This window comes from Anaeromassilibacillus senegalensis (assembly GCF_001261775.1).
GTDB lineage: Bacteria > Bacillota > Clostridia > Oscillospirales > Acutalibacteraceae > Anaeromassilibacillus > Anaeromassilibacillus senegalensis.
Genome location: NZ_LN868538.1, coordinates 345,535 through 365,540, shown reverse-complemented (window position 1 = coordinate 365,540; position 20,006 = coordinate 345,535). Strand labels below are relative to the sequence as shown.

The following is a 20,006-nucleotide window of genomic DNA, read 5'->3' as shown; positions in this document are numbered from 1 at the left end:
ATTTGGTCCACTACATAGGTTTACCGCCGCATAAATCTTGCGGCGGAGAAAGAGGGAAAAATGCGTAAAAAAGTTTTGATGCTGTCCGCCAGCCCGAGAAAAGGCGGAAATTCGGACTTGCTTTGCGATGCGTTCATGCGCGGGGTGGAAGAAACGGGCGGTTCGGCAGAGAAAATATTTCTGCGCGACCACGAAATTAGGTACTGTACCGGCTGCGGCGTCTGTAACACGACACACCGCTGCGTGCAAAAGGACGACATGGAGGAAATTCTGCGTAAAATGATAGAAGCGGATGTGATTGTCATGGCAACGCCGGTCTATTTTTACTCCATGGATGCGCAGATGAAGACGCTGATTGACCGTACCGTTCCACGCTACACGGAGATTTCAGACAAGGATTTCTATTTCATTGTGACTGCCGCCGATACCGATGTGGGCATGATGCGGCGGACCATAGAAGGATTCCGCGGCTTTACAGAGGATTGCCTGCATGGCGCGCAGGAAAAAGGAATCATCTATGGAACAGGAGCCTGGCAGATCGGAGAGATCAAAAACAGCCCCGCCATGCAGCAGGCGTATGAGATGGGAAAACATGTTTAATGTTGCTGAAAAGAGCCGTTTTCTGTTTTTAATAGGCCTGTTTGTATTATAGGTCATAAATAATACAAACAGGATTTATTGAGTGGAGGAATAAAACGACTTTTGGCATGTAAATCAAAAAACGGTACAGCTTCTGCTGTACCGTTTTTGATAGTTTCCTTATTTTTTTGCTGTTTCCGCGGGGGGGGAATTGGTAATCCGGTAGCACAACGTCATCAGGCTGTCGTTCAAATGGACGTTTTCCACAATGGTATCCGGATATTTCATGGTGATGTCGTAGTGGCTGAAGTTCCAAAAATTGCGGATACCCAGCCCATAGAGCCGGTCGCTCAGGGTACCAACCGCGGCGCGCGGCACACAGAGTACCGCCATCGTCGGTTTCTCTGCCAGACAGAACTGATCCATCACGTCCGTGCTGCGCACCACCAACCCGTTGATGGTCTCTCCCATTTTATCCGGAGAGTTATCAAAAATGCCCGCCAGAATGAACCCTTCCGTTTCAAAGGAGAGATGAGAGGCAATTGCCCTTCCCAGGTTGCCCGCACCGACCAAAATGGCCTTGTAGGAATGAGACAGTCCCAGAATATTACCGATTTCCGTACAGAGCTGGTCCACCATGTAACCGTAGCCCTGCTGGCCGAATCCGCCGAAGCAGTTGAGGTCCTGCCGGATCTGGGAAGCCGTCAGGCCGAGCTTGGCGGAGAGCTCGGTAGAGGAGATGCGTGTGACGCCCTTTTCGTTCAGTAGCTTCAGGAAGCGGTAATACCGCGGAAGCCGCCGGATGACGGACATCGATATATTATCCCGTTTTGGCATGGTTGCAAGGTCCTTTCAAAAATAGGCGGCAAGAGCAACGCTCTGTTTCCCGCCTGCAATTTCGGCGTTTAAAAAGTGGTCTGGATTACAGCATGGCAGCAAGGCGTTTGTCGATCTCTTTCAGGAAGGTTTCCGTATCGACAACGGTCTTGCCGGGCAGGTTGGAAAGGCTGGCAAGATCGCCGGTCATCACGCCTTCTTCGATGGTCTGGATGGAAGCCTGTTCCAGCTTGTCGGCAAACGCTTCCAGTGCTGCGTTGCCGTCCAATTCGCCGCGCTTACGCAATGCACCGGTCCATGCGAACAGCGTCGCCATGGAGTTGGTGGAGGTCTTTTCCCCCTTCAGGTGCTTGTAGTAGTGGCGCTGAACCGTGCCGTGCGCCGCTTCGTATTCATACACGCCGTCCGGGGAGACCAGCACGCTGGTCATCATTGCCAGGCTGCCGAACGCGGTGGCGACCATGTCGCTCATTACGTCGCCGTCGTAGTTTTTGCAGGCCCAGATGTACCCGCCCTCGGAGCGGACCACGCGTGCAACCGCGTCGTCGATCAGGGTATAGAAATACTCAATACCTGCCGCGTCGAATTTCTCCTTGTATTCCGCGTCGAAGATCTCCTGGAAAATATCCTTAAAGCGGTGGTCGTACTGCTTGGAAATGGTGTCCTTTGTGGCAAACCAGATGTCCTGTTTGGTGTCCAGCGCAAAGTTGAAGCAGGAACGGGCAAAGCTGCCGATGCTCTTATCCAGATTGTGTACCCCCTGGATAATGCCGGGCGTCTGGAAATCGTGGATGGTGGAACGGCTCTCGTTGCCGTCCTGATCCGTCACAACCAGCTCCGCTTTCGCGCCCGCGGGAATCTGCATCTCCACATTGCGGTATACGTCGCCGTAAGCGTGACGTGCAATGGTGATGGGCTTTTTCCAGGTGGGGATAAAGGGGGTGATCCCCTTGACCAGGATCGGTGTGCGGAACACCGTGCCGTCCAGAATGGCGCGGATCGTGCCATTCGGGGATTTCCACATTTCCTTCAGGTTGTATTCCTCTACGCGCGCGGCGTTCGGGGTGATGGTGGCGCATTTGACGGCGACGCCGTATTTCTTGGTGGCCTCCGCACTGTCAAAGGTAACTTGGTCATTCGTCTCGTCGCGATGCTTCAGACCCAGATCGTAATATTCCGTTTTCAGGTCGATATAGGGATTGAGCAGAATGTCCTTGATCATTTTCCAGATGATGCGGGTCATTTCGTCGCCGTCCATCTCGACCAGCGGGGTTGTCATTTGAATTTTATCAGCCATGGGGTGTCCCTCCCGAGCGATTTATTTTATTTGGATTGTTCCCTGGTATAGTTCAGCAGGCCGCCTGCGAGCACCATTTCGCGCTGGCGGTCGGAGAGGACCGCTTCCGCTTCAAATTCCGTGCCCTTGGTCAGATTTTTGACCATGATTTTGGTATTGCCCGCGATGGCGGTGCGGATGTCCGGCAGCTGGAGCTCGTCCATCTGGTCCACCGCATCGTAATCAGCCTCATTTTTAAAGACCAGCGGGATGATGCCGGCGTTTGCCAGGTTGGCGCAGTGGATGCGCGCAAAGCTCTTGGCGATGACGGCCTTCACGCCGAGATACAGCGGAACCAGCGCCGCATGCTCACGGGAGGAACCCTGCCCATAGTTTGTGCCGCCGATCACAATGCCCTGTCCGTATTCCTTGCAGCGCGCCGGGAATTCCTTGTCACACACGGCGAAGCAGAAATTGCTCAGGTAGGGGATGTTGGAGCGGTACGGCAGAATTTTCGCGCCGGCCGGCATGATATGGTCGGTGGTGATGTTATCGCCGACCTTCAGCAGGGCCTTTGCGGTGATGGTGTCCTCCAGCGCCTCCGTGGTGGGGAATTCCTTGATGTTCGGGCCGCGCAGGACTTCCACCTGGTCCATCTCGCTCTCCGGCGCGGGAGCGACCACCATGTTGTCGTTGATCAGGAACTTCTCCGGCAGCGCGACCGGCGCTTCTGCACCGAGGGTCTGCGGATTGGTCAGCACGCCGGTGATGGCGGAAGCTGCCGCGGTCTCCGGGCTGACCAGATAGACCTGTCCGTCCGCAGTGCCGGAGCGGCCCTCGAAGTTGCGGTTGAAGGTGCGCAGGGAAATGCCGTTGGAGTTCGGGGACTGGCCCATGCCGATGCACGGGCCGCAGGCGCATTCCAGAATGCGCGCGCCCGCACCGATCAAATCGGCAAGCGCGCCGTTCTGCGCCAACATATTGTAAACCTGCTTGGAGCCCGGCGCAATGGACAGGCTTACATCAGAATGTACGGTCTTGCCCTTGAGGACGGCCGCTACGCGCATCAAATCCAGATAGGAGGAGTTGGTGCAGGAGCCGATGCAGACCTGGTCGACCTTGATTGCACCCAGCTCGTCCACGGATTTTACATTGTCCGGGCTGTGCGGGCAGGCGGCCATCGGGACCAGTTCGGAGAGATTGATTGCAATTTCTTCGTCGTAAACGGCGTCCGGATCGGAGGCCAGCGCCACCCAGTCCGCCTCGCGTCCCTGCGCTTTCATGAAGTCAAGGGTTATTTCGTCGGAGGGGAAGATAGAGGTGGTCGCGCCCAGTTCCGCGCCCATGTTGGTAATGGTTGCGCGCTCCGGGACGGTCAGGCTTTTAACGCCCTCGCCCGCGTATTCTACGATTTTGCCCACACCGCCCTTGACGGAGAGAATCTGCAAAACCTTTAAAATGACGTCCTTCGCGGAAACCCAGGGGGAGAGCTTGCCGGTCAGGTTGACACGCAGCATTTTCGGCATGGTGATGTAGTACGCGCCGCCACCCATCGCGACCGCCACGTCCAGTCCGCCTGCGCCCATCGCAAGCATGCCAAGTCCGCCGCCGGTAGGCGTATGGCTGTCGGAACCGATCAGCGTTTTGCCCGGAATGCCAAAGCGCTCCAAATGTACCTGGTGGCAGATGCCGTTGCCGGGGCGGGAGAACCAAATGCCGTGTTTTTTGGCAACGCTCTGGATAAAGCGGTGGTCGTCCGCGTTCTCAAAGCCTGTCTGCAGGGTGTTGTGGTCGATGTATGCGACGCTGCGTTCCGTTTTGACGCGCGGTACGCCCATCGCTTCAAATTCCAGGTAAGCCATTGTGCCGGTGGCGTCCTGGGTCAGGGTCTGATCAATTTTCAGGCCGATATCGCTGCCAACGGTCATTTCACCGCTGACGAGATGGTTTTTGATGATCTTTTGCGCTAAAGTCAATCCCATACTGATCGTTCCTCCATTCATTCTTGTCCGATTTCCGATCCTTATCGTTCTAATCAGATTTTTATTATTCCTATTATCGGTCAATTTGATCAGATTGTCAATATATTCACAGGAATTGTCGGTGCGGAAGGAACGGATTCTGTGCAGGAAAAACAGCCGTTTGCTGCACACTTGATGGACACTGTAAATGATGGTATAATAACCGCACGGCGTTACCAAAATCAGAGATTTTGACGCCTGGGCGAACATTGTTCCGTTGTGATAGAGACTGTGTCTCTTTAATGGAATAATAACCTCACGCCGTGACCAAAAGCAGAGCTTCCGACGGCTGAGAGAACATTGAATCATGCCAGCTGAAAACAGTTTGTTAAATTGCTGCGCGATGCGAACCGTTCTGCATAAAGGGCATGATTGAATAACCGCACGGCGTTACCAAAATCAGAGATTTTGACGATTGGGCGAACATTGTTCCGATATGATGAAGGCTTCACCTCTTTATGGTATAATAAATGCAAACAGAACAAACTTGCGCCTGTATGGCAATTTTTGTGCCGGAGCCGCGTATGAACGGCGGTTTCCCCGGCACACTAATGCGGTAGGAGGTGGCAAATTTGGACAAAATGTATTCTGCCATGCGTGCCGCGCGGTATTCTATCGTCCCGCCGGCGAGCAATAATGACAGCAATGATAGCGGAGAAAATAAAGAGCAAAACGACGCGCGCGACGAAGAGCGGCGGCAAACGGAACAGATTGTCGACACCGGCTCGGTTATTACGGGCGACGGGCGCCATATGATCCACTGCCTGACCATCATCGGGCAAATCGAAGGACATAACGTTTTGCCGTCACAGAACAAGACCACAAAATACGAACATGTGATCCCGCAGCTGGTGGCAATTGAGGAAGAGCCGCGCATTGACGGCCTTCTGATCATCCTGAATACGGTGGGCGGCGATGTGGAGGCGGGCCTTGCACTCGCGGAGCTGGTGGCCGGAATGAAAAAGCCCACGGTTTCCCTGGTGCTGGGCGGCGGACATTCCATCGGTGTGCCGCTTGCGGTCGCGGCCAAGCATTCGTTCATCGCGTCAAGCGCGACCATGACCATTCATCCGGTACGTATGAACGGCCTGATGCTCGGTGTGCCGCAGACGCTGGAGTATTTCCAGCGCATGCAGGAGCGGATCACACAGTTTGTCACGGACAATTCCCACATCACACCACAGCGGTTTTACGACCTGGCGATGAACACGGAAGAACTTGTGATGGATGTCGGCACCGTGCTGGACGGCCCGGATGCTGTGCGGGAAGGGCTGATCGATTCGCTGGGCAGCCTGTCCGATGCGATCGACTGCCTGTATAAGATGATCGACAAGGATAAGAAGGCGGCAAAGAAGCCCGCCAAATCGACAAAGAAAACCGGCAAGAAAGCGTAAAATATAGCTTTGCGGCGGAATGAAAGAGTTGATAAGCGCGGTTCGCCGCGCTTTTACATAATTTGCAGACTTTAAAAATTTATACAAGCGTTTACCGCTTGAAATCAGGTGATAAAGTGGCTGGAAAATACGAAAAACAAACGCAAAGCCCCAAAAAGAAGGCCCCTCCCAAACGAGCGGCGCCCGATCCAAAGACTCGCCGCCAGGCGGAAAAACAGCGCGCCGCAAACCGGCGCGTGCAGGAACCGAAGCTCACCAAAGAGGAGCGGGAGGCGAAACGCGCGGAGGAGGCAAAGCAGCGCAACCAGATCGTCGCAATTTTGCTGTTTGCCCTGTCCATATTCATGGCGTGCCTGGTGTTGATTGAAGGCGACCATGTCTGGTTCTGGCTGCACAGCGTTCTGATGGGCCTGTTTGGCACCTGTTCCATCCTGTGGCCGGTGCTGCTGCTGTACATATCGGTTGTCACGGCCTTTGAGCGAAAGAGCAGCCGGACGCGGGGCCGGGTTGGCCTGATGGTGGGCATCATTGTGCTGGTGTGCGCCGCTTTCTATATCTTTGCAGAGCATTCCGCCGTGGGCGTGTCCTACTTCCAGGAGCTGGGAAGCCTGTACGGCGAGGGCATTTCCCGCAGCGGCGCGGGACTGGTCAGCGGGTTGATCGGCATTCCTCTGGTGGCGGCGCTGGGGAGCGTCGGCGCGCGGATTGTCATTATTCTGCTCCTGTTTGTGGCGGTTATGATTTTAACCGGCACCAGTCTGGTGCAGTTGTTCCGTGCGGTGACCAAGCCGGCGGAGGCGGTTGCCAGCAACATCGGCGAGGCGCGGGAGCGCTGGCAGATGGAGCGGAACCGGCAGGATTCCATCGACATCGCGCTGGACGCGGAGGACGAAAACAAGCTGCCCGCACATCCGGTGAAGTCGGCAAAGCCGGTTAAAAATGAGAAGCTGGAAAAGCTGGAGAAGGTCTTCAGCACACCGGACCCGGTGCTCAATAAAGAGAAGCCGAAACCGGATCCGGTAGAAACCGCAGAAGCGCTCAGCAAACCGATCGGATTGCAGCCGACGGAATCGGCGGTGGAGCCGGTCAAGGACCCCTCTGGTTCCACAGAGGCCGCCGCCGCGTTTATCCGCAAAATGACGGAGAAAAAGCCGCCGGAACCAGTCAAACCCGCTCCGGAAATTCAGCTCACCATGCTGGACGAGCCGCCGATGGACGGGGATTATCATTTCCCGCCCGCCTCCATGCTGGAGGTTTCCAAGGCGGTGGATGAGTCGGAAATTGCAAATGAATTGCAGACGAACGGAAAGCGTCTGGTCGAAGCGCTCAAGAGCTTCGGCGTGCAGACGAAAATTCTGGATATATCCCGTGGCCCGGCGGTCACCCGCTACGAGCTGCAGCCCGCGTCGGGCGTTAAAATCAGCAAGATCACCAATCTGGCGGACGACATCGCGATGAATCTTGCGGCTTCCGGCGTGCGGATCGAAGCGCCGATTCCGGGTAAGGCCGCCGTGGGGATTGAGGTGCCGAACCAGAAGGTCAGCGTGGTGCGTATGCGCGAGCTGATCGAATCCAATGCGTTTGCCACCAGCAAAAGCCGCCTGACCGTCGTGCTGGGCCGCGACATTGCGGGTGCGATTGCCACGGCAGATCTGGCGAAGATGCCCCATCTGCTGATTGCCGGTTCCACCGGTTCCGGTAAATCGGTCTGTATCAACTCTTTAATTGTCAGTCTGCTGTACAAATCCACGCCGGACGAGGTCCGCTTTTTGATGATCGATCCGAAGGTCGTGGAACTGGGAATTTACAACGGCATCCCGCAATTGCTGGTCCCGGTGGTGACCGATCCGCGCAAAGCGGCGGGCGCGCTGAGTTGGGCCGTGACGGAAATGCTCAAACGCTATAAAATTTTTGCGGAAAACAATGTGCGCGATCTGGCGGCGTATAACCGGTTGGCGTCCTCCTGCAATTACCAGACGGAGGATGGGCAGCCGATGCAGCACATGCCGCAGATCGTCATTATCATCGACGAGTTGGCGGATCTGATGATGGCCGCGCCGAACGAGGTGGAGGATTCCATTTGTCGTCTGGCGCAGATGGCGCGTGCCGCCGGTATGCATCTGGTCATTGCGACGCAGCGTCCCTCCGTGGACGTCATTACAGGCATTATCAAGGCCAACATCCCCAGCCGCATTGCGTTTGCGGTTTCATCCCAGGTGGATTCCCGCACGATTCTCGATATGGGCGGCGCGGAAAAACTGCTGGGACGCGGCGACATGCTGTTTTCTCCGGTGGGTTCACCCAAACCGATCCGTATTCAGGGCTGCTTTGTCAGCGACAGCGAGATTGAAAGCGTCGTTAATTTTGTAAAGAAATCGCAGGAGCCGGGCTACGACCAGGGCATTGTGGAGGAGATCGAAAAGAACGCCGTGGCCGAAAAGAGCAGCAACGGCGCGGATACGGATCCCTCTGACACCGACCCGATGATGCAGGAGGCGATCAAATGTGTGGTGGAGGCCGGTCAGGCGTCCACATCCCTTTTGCAGCGCCGCCTTCGTCTGGGCTATGCCCGCGCGGGCAGGTTGATCGATGAGATGGAGCAGATGGGCATTGTTGGTCCGCACGAAGGCAGCAAGCCGCGACAGGTTCTGATCACCTATCAGCAATGGCTGGAGATGAGCATGCGCGTCAACGATGAGCAAAACAGCCAGCAGGGCTAGTTTTCAAATAACCGGAGCCTGTATCATAATGCACGGCTTGCGTGAAATTTCGGCTGAATAAGAGTGGTTCTCCCCCGTCAAAGGCGGGGGAGAATTGTCTTTAGCCAATCTTTGCATATGCATTCTGCGGTGATACAACCTCCTATTTTATAACAGGGGAATCAATATGGCTTTTTTACCGATCACAAAAGAAGAGATGGAGCAGCGCGGCTGGGACGCGCCAGATTTTGTACTGGTGACGGGCGACGCCTATGTCGACCACCCAACCTTTGGCACGGCGATCATTTCGCGTGTGCTGGAAAGCTATGGATACCGTGTGGCGATTCTATCCCAGCCCGACTGGCGCACGGACGAGGATTTCCGCCGCTTTGGCATGCCGAAGCTGGCGTTCCTGGTCAATGCCGGGAATATCGATTCCATGGTTGCGCATTACACCGTTGCCAAAAACCGCCGGAAAACGGATGCGTACTCGCCGGGAAGCAAGCCAGGCCTGCGCCCGGACCGCGCGACCATCGTTTATACGCAGAAGCTGAAGACGTTGTATCCGGATACACCGGTGATCATCGCCGGGCTGGAGGCGTCCCTTCGCCGGTTTGCCCACTATGACTATTGGGACGACCGGGTGCGCCCTTCGATTCTGGCGGAGTCCGGCGCGGACCTGCTCTCCTATGGAATGGGAGAAAAACAGGCGGTTGAGATTGCCGGGCGCTTGCTGGATGGAGAGCCAATCCAAAACATCACCGATGTGCGCGGCACCTGCTATCTGGTTCCCACCAGAGAATACCGGCCCGGCCCGGCGGTGGAATGCCCCTCCTTTGAGCAGGTCAGTACAAATAAACGGGAGTACGCGGTCTCCTGCCGGAAACAGCAGGATGAGCAGGACGCGGTGCGCGGAAAAAGGGTGATCCAGCGCCACGGGGACCGAATATTGGTTCAGAATCCGCCGATGGCGCCGCTGACACAGGAGGAGCTGGATGCGGTATATGAGCTGCCCTATGAGCGGACGTATCATCCCAGCTATGAAAAGCTGGGCGGTGTTCCCGCGATTCAGGAGGTGGAATTTTCCATCACACATAACCGCGGCTGTTTTGGAGCGTGTAATTTCTGCTCCATTGCGTTCCATCAGGGGCGCGCGGTCACCGTGCGCAGTGAGGAATCTGTCCTGCGCGAGGCAAAGCTTCTGACAGCGAACCCACATTTCAAGGGGTATATCCACGACGTGGGCGGCCCGACAGCAAACTTCCGCCAGCCGTCCTGCAAAAAGCAGGAAACGCAAGGACTTTGTCCGGGCAAAAAATGTCTGGCGCCGAAGTCGTGCCCGGCTTTACAGGTGGACCACAGCGAATATCTGGACATGCTGCGCAAACTGCGCGCTCTCCCCAAGGTAAAGAAAGTGTTTATCCGCTCCGGGATTCGGTTTGATTACCTGATGGAGGAAAAGGACGATTCTTTTTTCCGGGAGCTGGTGGAGCATCATGTCAGCGGGCAGCTGAAGGTCGCGCCGGAGCACTGCACCGCACGCGTGCTGGACTGTATGGGCAAGCCGCATATCGAAATATACCTCGCGTTCCAGAAGCGCTTTTTCAAGCTGACCAAGGAAGTTGGCAAGGAACAGTACCTGGTGCCATACCTGATGTCCTCTCATCCAGGCAGTACCTTGCAGGACGCGGTGGAACTGGCGCTGTTCATCAAGAAAAACCACCTGCATCCGGAGCAGGTGCAGGATTTTTACCCGACGCCCGGCACCATTTCAACCTGCATGTTTTATACGGGATTGGACCCGTACACGATGAAGGAGGTCTATGTGCCGCGCGACAACAAAGAAAAGGCAATGCAGCGCGCGCTGATGCAGTATTTTATTCCGAAGAACAAGCCGCTGGTGATCGAGGCGCTGAAGCTGGCGGGCCGCACGGACCTGATCGGTAAGGGCGAAAACTGCCTGGTGTGGGGAACAATTCCCGGCATAAAAAGAGAAGTACCGGACAGAAACCGCCAGAGGAAGCCGCAGAAACGCGGCAAGCCCGCCGTCAGAAAGAGAAAATAATATGCACGGAGATTTGCAGAAAAACGCGCTGCGGCCCGGGATGATCCTCCTTGCCGTGTTGGTGCTGGCCTGCGCATGTATTCCGGCTTCAGCGGGGAGCTGGCACAGGCTGGGCAAATTTTTTAGTTTAAACGATTTTTCCGATGCCGCGGATGATATGCCATTCTCTCTGCATGTATTGGAAGTAGGCAAGGCGGACAGTCTGCTGCTGGAATGCGGCGGGGAAGCAATGCTGGTGGACGGCGGTACGGCGGACCGCGGGGAAGAGGTTATCCGTTACCTTCGTCGGCGCGGCTGGGACTCCCTGCGGTATGTGGTTAACACCCACCCGGACGCCGACCACATCGGCGGCCTGGCGGAAGTGCTGAAGGACTTTTCCGTGGGAACCTATCTTTGCCCAAGGCTCCCCGATTCCCTGCTGCCGGATACGGAGGAATTCCGCGCGGTGAAAAACGCGCTGGCCCAAAAGGAGATGGAGCCGGTCTATGCGGCAGATGGGCAGTCATTTTCGCTGGGAAAAGCGAGCGTTACCATTTATCAGCCGGAGGTTGAAGCGAAAAGTCTCAATAATGCCTCCTTGATTCTTTACGTTGCGTATAAGAACACTTTCTTTTTACTGATGGGAGATGCTGAGCTGGAGGAAGAGGAGGCACTTCTGGCGCAAAATCGAACGCTCAAGGCGGATGTACTGAAGGTCGGCCATCACGGAAGTGAGACCTCCACAGGCAAAGCGCTGCTGAATGCCGTGACTCCAAGGTTTGCAGCCATTTCCGTTGCGAATGACAGAAATAATTTGCCGAGAGTGAAGGTATTGCGCCGCCTGCAAGCGGCGGGAACAGAGGTGTGCCGCACGGATGTCAGCGGTACGCTGCTGTTCCTGAGCGACGGGAAAGAAGTGCGGCTCTTGACGGAACGCTGAAGCGCCTCTTGCATCCCGGCGCAATTTCCGATATGATTAGAGAAAGTGAAACAAAAAGGAGGAATTTCCTGTGCGGATATTGGTCATCGACCGGTTTGAGGGTACGTTTGCCATTTGTGAAAACGAGGAGCAGAAGCTCTTTGCCATTGAGGCGTCGGAGCTGCCGCAGGGCGCGGCGGAAGGATCGGTTCTGGAAATCGACGACGAAGGAACCATCCGGGTCAACGAAGAGAAGACAGCGGCGCGCCGTTCCAAGGTGAAAAAGTTGCAGGACGGCCTGTGGAAATAAGAAGAATATGTATCATAGATGCATGTTCTGCGCAAAATTTTGGGAGAATAAAAGCGATGGGGCCGTTGCAGGATACAAACTGCAATGGCCCTAGAAGTCTGTGCGGCAGCATATAGGGTCTACAAAGAACGATATCACTCGTTCCCACTCGCTTTTCTCAGAAAGAGGACCTCCTGTCGGGACGCTCGCTTGAGGCTAAAGCCTCGCTCGAGATTCTAAACGACCATCGCCGCTTTTCAGAAGCGGAGAAAAACATATTTTAAGAATTGCCACAAGGTGAAAATGGTCCTCGCCGGAGGCGTGTCCTGACCGGAGGTCCGCGAAAGACGTTGCACGTCCGCTGCCCTTTGATCCCGCCGCTTTTCAGAAAAGCGGAAAAACACTTTCTAACCATTGTCTGCAAGGTGAAAATGGTTCCCGCCGGAGGCGCGTCCTGACCGGAGGTCCAGAAAAGCGGAAAAACACATTTTGCTTTACGCTGTAATTCATAACAAGGTCTGTTTTCCCTTTGTCGGCGCCATACCGTGTATTTTCCTTTCAGAAAGAGAATACTATGAAGGAGAATCAAAAGGGGGCTGACATATGTTTCAGAATACCATACAGGGAGAAACCGTCTACGGGAACCTTTTAAATGGGGAATGGGTAGAGTCCGCATCAGGCCATTTGCTGGAAATCCGGTCACCAGTGGACGGCAGTCTGGTCGGTAAAATACAGGCCATGACAAAGGAAGAGGTCACAGAAGCCATTCAGGATACAAAGCTGCACGGAAAGACATGGGCGGAGTGGCCCATTCATGAACGGGCGGAAATTTTTTACCGCGCGGCGGATCTGCTGGTGGAGCGCGCGGAGGAGATCGCAGATATCCTGACCATGGAGGTGGCCAAGGAACGAAAGTCGGCGCTGTCTGAGATTGTCCGTTCTGCGGACCTGCTTCGATATACGGCGGATATGGGAAAGAGCATGGAGGGGCAGGCCATCAGCGGAGAGAACTTCCCCGGCGGTTCGCGCCGGAAAATGTCCTTTGTGCGCCGGGTGCCGCTGGGAACTGTGCTGGCAATTTCCCCGTTTAACTACCCGGTCAACCTTTCTGTTTCCAAGATTGCCCCGGCGCTGATCGGCGGCAACACGGTGGTGCTCAAGCCTGCCACACAGGGCGCGGTCAGCGCGCTGCATCTGGCGGATGTTTTGCAGAGCGCCGGGCTGCCGGGCGGCGTGCTCAATACAATTACAGGGCGCGGCAGTGAAATCGGCGACTATATTGTGACACAGGATGGGATTGATTTTATCAACTTCACCGGCAGTACGGAAATCGGGCAGCATATCTCCAGCCTGGCCCGCATGACGCCCCTGCTGTTGGAGCTGGGCGGCAAGGACGCCGCAATTGTACTGGAGGACGCAGACCTCGACTTTGCGGCCAATACCATCGCGGACGGCGCCTTCTCCTATTCCGGGCAGCGCTGCACGGCGGTAAAACGCGTGCTGGCGACGGACGCGGTGGCGGACCAGCTGGTGGGAAAACTGAAAGCCCGCGTGGAACAGATGAAAGTCGGCGACCCGCGCGAAGGCGCGATGATCACGCCTTTGATCGATGAAAAGGCCGCGGAGTCGGCACAGAAGCTGATTGAGGACGCGCTGGAAAAAGGCGCTCATCTGCTGACCGGGAATAAACGCGAGAAAAATTTGGTATATCCCACGCTCCTGGACCACGTGACAAAGGAGATGGAGGTTGCGTGGATCGAACCGTTTGCGCCGATTTTGCCGGTTATCCGGGTGAAGAGCATTGAACAGGCAATTGAAATTGCCAATCAATCGGAATACGGTTTGCAGTCTTCCGTCTTTACGAACGACATCAACAAGGCGTTTTCCATCGCGGAACAGCTGGAGGTTGGCACCGTGCAGATCAACAACAAGACGGAGCGTGGGCCGGACCACTTCCCGTTCCTGGGCGTCAAGGCCTCCGGTATGGGAACGCAGGGCATCCGCTACTCCATTGAGGCGATGACCCGGCCGAAGGCGATTACCGTGAACCTGCGCGACGAAGATTTATCATAACCGGCTATTGGTGGATTTATAAATAGAAAAGACGTTCTTGCCAGCTGAATCAGCCGCGCAAGAGCGCCTTTTTCAATTTATGTTTATTACATCATTTGCGCAAAGGATATTATCAGACATATCGAAAGGATAAAAACAGGTATTTGTTATTTCCGTCCCGCATCAGCGCGTGTTTTCATTCGGCAATGTGATGGGCGGGCCGTGCGTGCAGGCTCAGCCTGCCCTGCTCAGTTGCCGTCTTCGAGGCTTATTTGGTTGAATTTTTCGGTGAGGTCGCGGGTGCTGAGGACGGATTTCTGTTCGCTTGCCGCATCCAGCACAACGGAGCCGCGATGCATCATAACCAGCCGGTCGCCGTAGTTGATCGCAAATTTCAGGTTGTGCGTCACCATCAGCGTGGTCAGCTTTTTTTCACGCACGATGCGCTCTGTCAGCTGCATCACGTTTTCCGAGGACTTCGGGTCCAGTGCGGCGGTGTGTTCGTCCAGAATCAGCAGGTCGATGGGTGTCATGGTGCAGATCAGGAGGGCGAGCGCCTGCCGCTGTCCGCCGGAAAGGCTGCCCACAGAGAGATTGAGTTTATCCTCCAGCCCGAGCTTTAACAGCTCCAGCTGCGTGCGGTATGCATCGATCCGCTTTTTGTTGACGCCGCGCCGCAGGTTGTAAGCGCCGCCCTTGTTGTCCGCCAGAGCCATGTTTTCCAGAATCGTCAGTTCGGGGCAGGTGCCCTTGCCGGGATCCTGAAAAACGCGCCCAATGAATTTAGAGTGCTGGTATTCTTTTAATCGCGTGATGTCCCGCCCGCCCACCGTAATGGTTCCGCTGTCGACCGGGATACTGCCGCACAGCAGGTTCAAAATGGTGGTCTTTCCGGACCCGTTGCTGCCCACCACGGAGACAAACTGCCCTTCTGCAATGGAGAGATTGAAGTCCTGAAACAGAACGACTTCGTTGACGGAATGCGGATTGAACGTCTTGTAGATGTGTTCCATCCGCACAAGCGCGTTGCCGTCAGATTTGGGTTGGATTGACATGTTGCTTTCTCCTCCTTCCGGACAGCAGGTTGTTGGAAACCAGCGCAAGCGTGAACAGCACCGCCATCAGCAGCTTCAGGAAATTGGTCGGCAGACCCAGTTGCATGGCGATCACCAGACAGGCCTTGTAAAGAATCGCGCCCAACACGACGGACAGGGTCGGCTTGATAAACTTTACTTTGCGGAACAGGCTGGTGCCGATGATTACGGAGGCCAGCGCCATGACCACCATGCCGGTGCCGCTGCTGACGTTGGCGGATTCGCCCTGCTGCGCGAGAATGCAGCCCGCCAGCGCGGTGCAGGCGTTTCCAATCGCCAGGCCGATGATTTTCATGGTGCCGGGGTTTTTTCCAAGAGAGGTGACATATTGCGCATTGTTGCCGGATGCGCGCAGCAGCAGGCCGGACCTGGTTTTCAGATACGCGTCCAGCAACAGCTTGACGATCAGACAGACGATTCCCGCAAAGATCACAATGCGATAGGGGGACGCCGCCTCCGGCAGGAGCGCGGCGGGACCGGCGTTAAAAATGGTATTCCTGTTGTAGAAGGGCAGAATGGAGCTGCCGCCGGTGATCACCAGGTTGACGCTCCACAGGCCCGTCATCACCAGAATGCCGGAGAGCAGATCGGTGATCCCCAGCTTGACATGCAGAAATCCGGTGATACAGCCAGCCAGCCCGCCGCATACAAATGCAATCAGGCAGGCCAGCCACGGATTGACGCCCGCGGTGATCAGCGCCGCCGTAACGCATGCGCCCAGCGGAAAGGTGCCGTCCACCGAAAGGTCCGGAAAATCCAGCACCGTGTAAGTGATGTAGACGCCAATTGCCATGATGCCATAGATAAAGCCTTCTTCCAGGACGTTGATCAGTAGACCAAGTGCGATATCCATAAAAATCGGAACCTGCTTTCTGTTTATTTACTCAGTGCCGTTGCGTCTGCATATGCAGAGGGGAGGGAAAGCCCTAATGCGTTGAGGACCGACTCGTTGTAAACCGGCGCGTAATCTTTTACCATAAAAACAGGCAGGTCGCCAGCCTTTGCCTCGCCCTTCAGAATCTGTGCGGCCATTTTGCCGGTTTCTTTGCCGAGCGCCACGTAATCGATGCCCATGGAGGCCAGACAGCCGTTTTTAACCTGCTCTTCCTCAGAGCCAAAGACCGGAATGTTCGCCTCGTTGGCGGCTTGTAACACCGTGGAGAGGTTATCCACCACGTTGTTGTCGGTAAAATTGTTGATGCAGTCCACGCCTTTGGCAATCAGCGTTGCCGCGCCCGCCGCCACTTCGGAAGCGCTCGTCACACCGACGTCGACGATTTCAAAGCCGTACTCCTTGACAATCTCTTTGATTTCCTTGAGCTGTGAGACGGAGTTTGGCTCGCTGGTGGTGTACAGAATGCCGATCTTTTTTGCGTCCGGGAGGAACGCGCGGATCATCTGTACCTGCTGTTCCAGCGGAAGCACATCGGAGGAACCGGTGCAGTTGCCGCCGGGCTTTTCATTGCTCTGTACGATGCCCGCCGCGACCGCGTCGGAAACGGCGGTGAATACCACCGGGATGTCTGTGGACTTCGCGGCGGCGTAGGCGCTCATGGCGGACGGCGTCGCGATGCCTGCAAGCAGGCTGTATTTCTTGGCAACCATATTTTTGGCGATCAGGTCGCTGTTGGAAGTGTCATTCTGCGCATTCTGGAAGTCGATCTCCAGGTTTTCGCCATCTTTAAAGCCCGCTTCCTCCAGTCCCTGTACAAAACCGTTGTAGCAGTTGTCCAGGGAAGGATGCGCGGCAAACTGGATCACACCGATCTTGATTGTTTCATTCTGGCCGCCGGCGCTGCTGCCGGCAGGGGCGCCGCATGCAATACAGGTTACCGCCAATACGGCGCTCATCATCAGGGCCGCCATTTTTTTCAAAAGATGTTTCATCGGTAAATTCCTCCTGAAAGTTGATTTATCATAATTGTTGAGGGAACGTCCCGGCGACCGGGACAGGGATACAGGAAACGCCAGCCATCCGCCAAGGACACCACCTCCTGAACAAGGTCGATTTGAAAAAAAAAGCCCTTGCCCCTGTAAAACAGGGACAAGAGCTGTAACTCCTGCGGTACCACCCGGATTGGCGAAAATTCGCCCGCTTTGTTCATGCACAATGAAAAATGCATGCTCCCCTGATAACGGGCGGAGTCCCCGTCAAAAGCTACTGGGCGCAAAGCCGTTCATTTTGCCCTCCCAAGTCCATTCCGCCTGCTGTTTCCCGCCGCAATTCCACCGCCTGCGGCTCTCTGTGTGGTCCCTATGCCTGCGTACTACTCTCGGTCATCGGTTTGATATGTTTTCTTTGTCTGCTATTATATGCCGCGGCCTTTCTTTTGTCAAGCGGAAGACGGATTTCTCTTAATACCTTACGATACTTTGTGGAAAAGTAAGGCTGTAATATTGCCCTTTTATCCGGTTTGTAGTACGATGGCATTGGAATGAGAAAACTCCTGTAACCGTCACAAAATCATCACAGTGGCATGCGACAATCAATATAAATAAGGAGGAGTGCATGCATGTATCGCATATTGGTAGTGGACGACGAGGATAAAATTCGCGAGCTGATTAAAAAATACGCCGTATTTGAAGGGCATACCGTCACAGAGGCAAAAGACGGCATGGAGGCCGTCGGCATTTGCCGGGAACACCCGAACGAATTTGACATTATCATCATGGACGTCATGATGCCGGAGCTGGACGGCTTTTCTGCCGTGCGGGAAATCCGCAAATCCAATTCCACGCCGGTGCTGATGCTTTCCGCACGCGGCGAGGAATACGATAAAATCCACGGTTTTGAATTGGGCATTGACGACTATGTGGTCAAGCCCTTTTCCCCAAAAGAGCTGATGATGCGCATTAACGCCATTATGAAGCGCGCCCAGCCCGCGCCGGACCAGCCGCAGAAGGAGCAGGTCAGCTTCGAGGGCCTGACAATCGACTTCACAGGACGCATTGTGACCATCGATGGGGAGAAGGCGGACCTTTCCCCCAAGGAGTACGACCTGCTGTTTTATTTTGCGCGCAACCGCAACATTGCCCTGACGCGCGAAAATCTGATTACCAACGTATGGGGGTACGATTTTTACGGGGACGACCGCACGTTGGACACGCATATCAAATTGCTGCGAAAAAGCCTGAAGCAATACAGCAAGTTTATTGTAACGCTGAGGGGAGTTGGCTACCGTTTTGAAGTTTCGTGAGCGCTGGGAACGGATAGAGGAGCGCTTTCACCACGGACCGCATGGCCGGATCAGCATGAAATGGGGATTGTTCAGCGGCTTTGCCATTTTTGCGGCTGTGATCCTGGTCCTTCTGTGGGTGTTCCAAACCATGTTCCTGAACGATTTTTACCGATTTATAAAGATTCGGGAAATCAAGGATACCGCGCAGACCATTGAAAAAGGCATTAATTCCGACGACCTGGGCATGCAGCTGAGCAAGCTTTCTCAGAATAACCAGGTCTGCATCATTGTATCGGATGAATTTGGAGACCTGTTCTACTCGGAGGACGCCTCGCCGAGCTGCGTCATTCATCGACTGAATCCGCTGCAGCGCGCGGCCATCTATATGCTGACGGACCGCAACGGCGGCACCTATTTTGAGACGTTCTTCAGCGACAATCTCAAGACGGCGCCGGATCTGCAGCGCCGTACGTACCGCGGGGAGGACCCCGATGCACCGGAAAATATGATCTATACCTTTATTGTGGAGCGGGAAAACGGGCGCAAGCTGCTGGTGCTGCTGAACTCCACCATCTCGCCGGTCGGCGCGACGGTGCAGACGCTGCGCATCCAGCTGATGTGGATCACGGTGATCATGCTGGGCCTTGCCATTGTGCTGGCGCTGTTCATGTCCAGAAGGATTTCCGGCCCGATTATTCAGATCAATTCGTCCGCGAAGGGATTGGCGCACGGCGACTACAACGTCGAATTCCTGGAGCGGGGCTACCGGGAGATCGCGGAGCTGGGCGAAACGCTCAACTATGCCGCGAAGGAGCTTTCCAAGGTGGAGACGCTGCGCCGCGACCTGATTGCCAACGTTTCCCACGACCTGCGCACGCCGCTGACCATGATCACGGGGTACAGCGAGGTCATGCGCGACCTGCCGGGCGAAAACACACCGGAGAATGTGCAGGTCATCATCGACGAGGCCAACCGGTTGACAACGCTGGTCAATGATATGCTGGACCTGAGCAAGATGCAGTCCGGCACGCAGACGCTGACCCGGAGCGTATACGACCTGACGGAAAGCATTCGCAATATCCTGAAGCGGTATAACAAGCTGACGGATTATAATATCAGCTTTACCGCCGGACGGAATGTGGAGGTCTATGCGGACGAGCTGAAAATTTCTCAGGTGGTGTACAACCTGGTCAACAATGCGCTGACCTATACCGGCGCGGACAAATGCGTCTATGTGCGTCAGCTTGAGCTGGGCAGTAAAGTCCGCATTGAAGTGCGCGATACCGGGGAAGGCATCGAGCAGGATAAGCTCAAGGATATTTGGGAGCGCTATTACAAGGTGGACAAAGCCCACAAACGCGCGCAGGTCGGTACCGGGCTGGGGCTTTCCATTGTCCGGACCATCCTGGACATGCACGGCGGCGCGTACGGCGTGCAGAGCGAAGAGGGCGTGGGAAGCACCTTCTGGTTTGAGCTGGATATGAATACGGAGCCCGGCTGATAAGAAAATTTACAAATCTTCCTCTTTTTGGTTTCAATCCTGTTGCATCGTCCTCCAATATGGTACAATAAGATATATCTATAAATGGAAGGGGGCATCGCGCGGGTTGGGGAGCACGCCCG

15 protein-coding genes and 1 other annotated feature are annotated in these 20,006 nt (G+C 55.3%); of the genes, 9 read left to right on the top strand and 6 right to left on the bottom strand.

Annotation, left to right across the window (positions count from 1 at the left end):
• Positions 1-60: 60 nt before the first annotated feature.
• Positions 61-600, top strand: coding sequence for a flavodoxin family protein (locus BN2106_RS11970; RefSeq protein ID WP_050698814.1), 540 nt, complete (start codon positions 61-63; stop codon positions 598-600).
• 159 nt (positions 601-759) lie between these two features.
• Here the strand turns inward: BN2106_RS11970 and BN2106_RS11965 are convergent, their stop codons facing one another.
• The 3 genes from BN2106_RS11965 to BN2106_RS11955 all read right to left on the bottom strand — a co-directional run bounded on the left by BN2106_RS11965 (position 760) and on the right by BN2106_RS11955 (position 4,674).
• The gene (locus BN2106_RS11965) at positions 760-1,416 is read right to left on the bottom strand and encodes a redox-sensing transcriptional repressor Rex (RefSeq protein ID WP_050698813.1); all 657 of its coding nucleotides are present in this window, start codon (positions 1,414-1,416) and stop codon (positions 760-762) included.
• A gap of 85 nt (positions 1,417-1,501) precedes the next feature.
• On the bottom strand, positions 1,502-2,713 hold the full coding sequence (locus BN2106_RS11960; RefSeq protein ID WP_050698812.1) for an NADP-dependent isocitrate dehydrogenase: 1,212 nt from the start codon (positions 2,711-2,713) through the stop codon (positions 1,502-1,504).
• Between the two features lie 26 nt (positions 2,714-2,739).
• Positions 2,740-4,674: an aconitate hydratase gene (locus BN2106_RS11955; RefSeq protein ID WP_050699460.1), complete on the bottom strand. Its 1,935-nt coding sequence runs from the start codon at positions 4,672-4,674 to the stop codon at positions 2,740-2,742.
• 620 nt (positions 4,675-5,294) lie between these two features.
• Between BN2106_RS11955 and BN2106_RS11950 the strand changes: the two genes are divergently transcribed.
• The 6 genes from BN2106_RS11950 (at position 5,295) to BN2106_RS11925 (ending at position 14,131) form a co-directional block, all read left to right on the top strand.
• Positions 5,295-6,107, top strand: a complete 813-nt coding sequence (locus tag BN2106_RS11950) for a ClpP family protease (RefSeq protein ID WP_242846347.1) — start codon at positions 5,295-5,297, stop codon at positions 6,105-6,107.
• A 116-nt stretch (positions 6,108-6,223) separates the two neighbouring features.
• Positions 6,224-8,827, top strand: coding sequence for an FtsK/SpoIIIE family DNA translocase (locus tag BN2106_RS11945; RefSeq protein ID WP_050699458.1), 2,604 nt, complete (start codon positions 6,224-6,226; stop codon positions 8,825-8,827).
• Positions 8,828-8,993: 166 nt separating this feature from the next.
• On the top strand, positions 8,994-10,871 hold the full coding sequence (locus BN2106_RS11940) for a YgiQ family radical SAM protein (protein WP_050698811.1): 1,878 nt from the start codon (positions 8,994-8,996) through the stop codon (positions 10,869-10,871).
• 1 nt (position 10,872) lies between these two features.
• On the top strand, positions 10,873-11,790 hold the full coding sequence (locus BN2106_RS11935) for a ComEC/Rec2 family competence protein (protein ID WP_050698810.1): 918 nt from the start codon (positions 10,873-10,875) through the stop codon (positions 11,788-11,790).
• A gap of 70 nt (positions 11,791-11,860) precedes the next feature.
• Positions 11,861-12,079 (top strand): DUF3006 domain-containing protein, encoded by a 219-nt coding sequence (locus BN2106_RS11930; protein WP_050698809.1) that lies wholly within the window; start codon positions 11,861-11,863, stop codon positions 12,077-12,079.
• A 582-nt stretch (positions 12,080-12,661) separates the two neighbouring features.
• Positions 12,662-14,131, top strand: coding sequence for an NADP-dependent glyceraldehyde-3-phosphate dehydrogenase (locus BN2106_RS11925; protein WP_050698808.1), 1,470 nt, complete (start codon positions 12,662-12,664; stop codon positions 14,129-14,131).
• A gap of 227 nt (positions 14,132-14,358) precedes the next feature.
• On the opposite strand, the gene BN2106_RS11920 is transcribed toward BN2106_RS11925, so the two are convergent.
• The 3 genes from BN2106_RS11920 to BN2106_RS11910 are packed head-to-tail and all read right to left on the bottom strand — an operon-like array spanning position 14,359 to position 17,091.
• The gene (locus tag BN2106_RS11920) at positions 14,359-15,165 is read right to left on the bottom strand and encodes an ABC transporter ATP-binding protein (protein WP_050698807.1); all 807 of its coding nucleotides are present in this window, start codon (positions 15,163-15,165) and stop codon (positions 14,359-14,361) included.
• Positions 15,143-16,057: an ABC transporter permease gene (locus BN2106_RS11915; protein WP_050698806.1), complete on the bottom strand. Its 915-nt coding sequence runs from the start codon at positions 16,055-16,057 to the stop codon at positions 15,143-15,145. Before BN2106_RS11915 ends, BN2106_RS11920 begins: the two co-directional genes overlap by 23 nt.
• A 23-nt stretch (positions 16,058-16,080) precedes the next feature.
• The gene (locus BN2106_RS11910) at positions 16,081-17,091 is read right to left on the bottom strand and encodes an ABC transporter substrate-binding protein (RefSeq protein ID WP_050698805.1); all 1,011 of its coding nucleotides are present in this window, start codon (positions 17,089-17,091) and stop codon (positions 16,081-16,083) included.
• A gap of 150 nt (positions 17,092-17,241) precedes the next feature.
• Positions 17,242-17,494 (bottom strand) — a binding site (T-box leader).
• Positions 17,495-17,717: 223 nt separating this feature from the next.
• On the opposite strand from BN2106_RS11910, the gene BN2106_RS11900 reads away from it, so the two are divergent.
• The gene (locus BN2106_RS11900; RefSeq protein ID WP_050698803.1) at positions 17,718-18,401 is read left to right on the top strand and encodes a response regulator transcription factor; all 684 of its coding nucleotides are present in this window, start codon (positions 17,718-17,720) and stop codon (positions 18,399-18,401) included.
• Positions 18,388-19,884: a sensor histidine kinase gene (locus tag BN2106_RS11895; protein WP_242846323.1), complete on the top strand. Its 1,497-nt coding sequence runs from the start codon at positions 18,388-18,390 to the stop codon at positions 19,882-19,884. The genes BN2106_RS11900 and BN2106_RS11895 overlap by 14 nt, the downstream gene beginning before the upstream one ends.
• Positions 19,885-20,006: the final 122 nt, after the last annotated feature.

Coding starts and splice junctions, on each gene's coding strand:
- BN2106_RS11970 (WP_050698814.1), top strand. CDS start 61: ATGCGTAAAAAAGTTTTGATGCTGTCCGCCAGCCCGAGAAAAGGCGGA.
- BN2106_RS11965 (WP_050698813.1), bottom strand. CDS start 1,416: ATGCCAAAACGGGATAATATATCGATGTCCGTCATCCGGCGGCTTCCG.
- BN2106_RS11960 (WP_050698812.1), bottom strand. CDS start 2,713: ATGGCTGATAAAATTCAAATGACAACCCCGCTGGTCGAGATGGACGGC.
- BN2106_RS11955 (WP_050699460.1), bottom strand. CDS start 4,674: ATGGGATTGACTTTAGCGCAAAAGATCATCAAAAACCATCTCGTCAGC.
- BN2106_RS11950 (WP_242846347.1), top strand. CDS start 5,295: ATGTATTCTGCCATGCGTGCCGCGCGGTATTCTATCGTCCCGCCGGCG.
- BN2106_RS11940 (WP_050698811.1), top strand. CDS start 8,994: ATGGCTTTTTTACCGATCACAAAAGAAGAGATGGAGCAGCGCGGCTGG.
- BN2106_RS11935 (WP_050698810.1), top strand. CDS start 10,873: ATGCACGGAGATTTGCAGAAAAACGCGCTGCGGCCCGGGATGATCCTC.
- BN2106_RS11925 (WP_050698808.1), top strand. CDS start 12,662: ATGTTTCAGAATACCATACAGGGAGAAACCGTCTACGGGAACCTTTTA.
- BN2106_RS11920 (WP_050698807.1), bottom strand. CDS start 15,165: ATGTCAATCCAACCCAAATCTGACGGCAACGCGCTTGTGCGGATGGAA.
- BN2106_RS11915 (WP_050698806.1), bottom strand. CDS start 16,057: ATGGATATCGCACTTGGTCTACTGATCAACGTCCTGGAAGAAGGCTTT.
- BN2106_RS11910 (WP_050698805.1), bottom strand. CDS start 17,091: ATGAAACATCTTTTGAAAAAAATGGCGGCCCTGATGATGAGCGCCGTA.
- BN2106_RS11900 (WP_050698803.1), top strand. CDS start 17,718: ATGTATCGCATATTGGTAGTGGACGACGAGGATAAAATTCGCGAGCTG.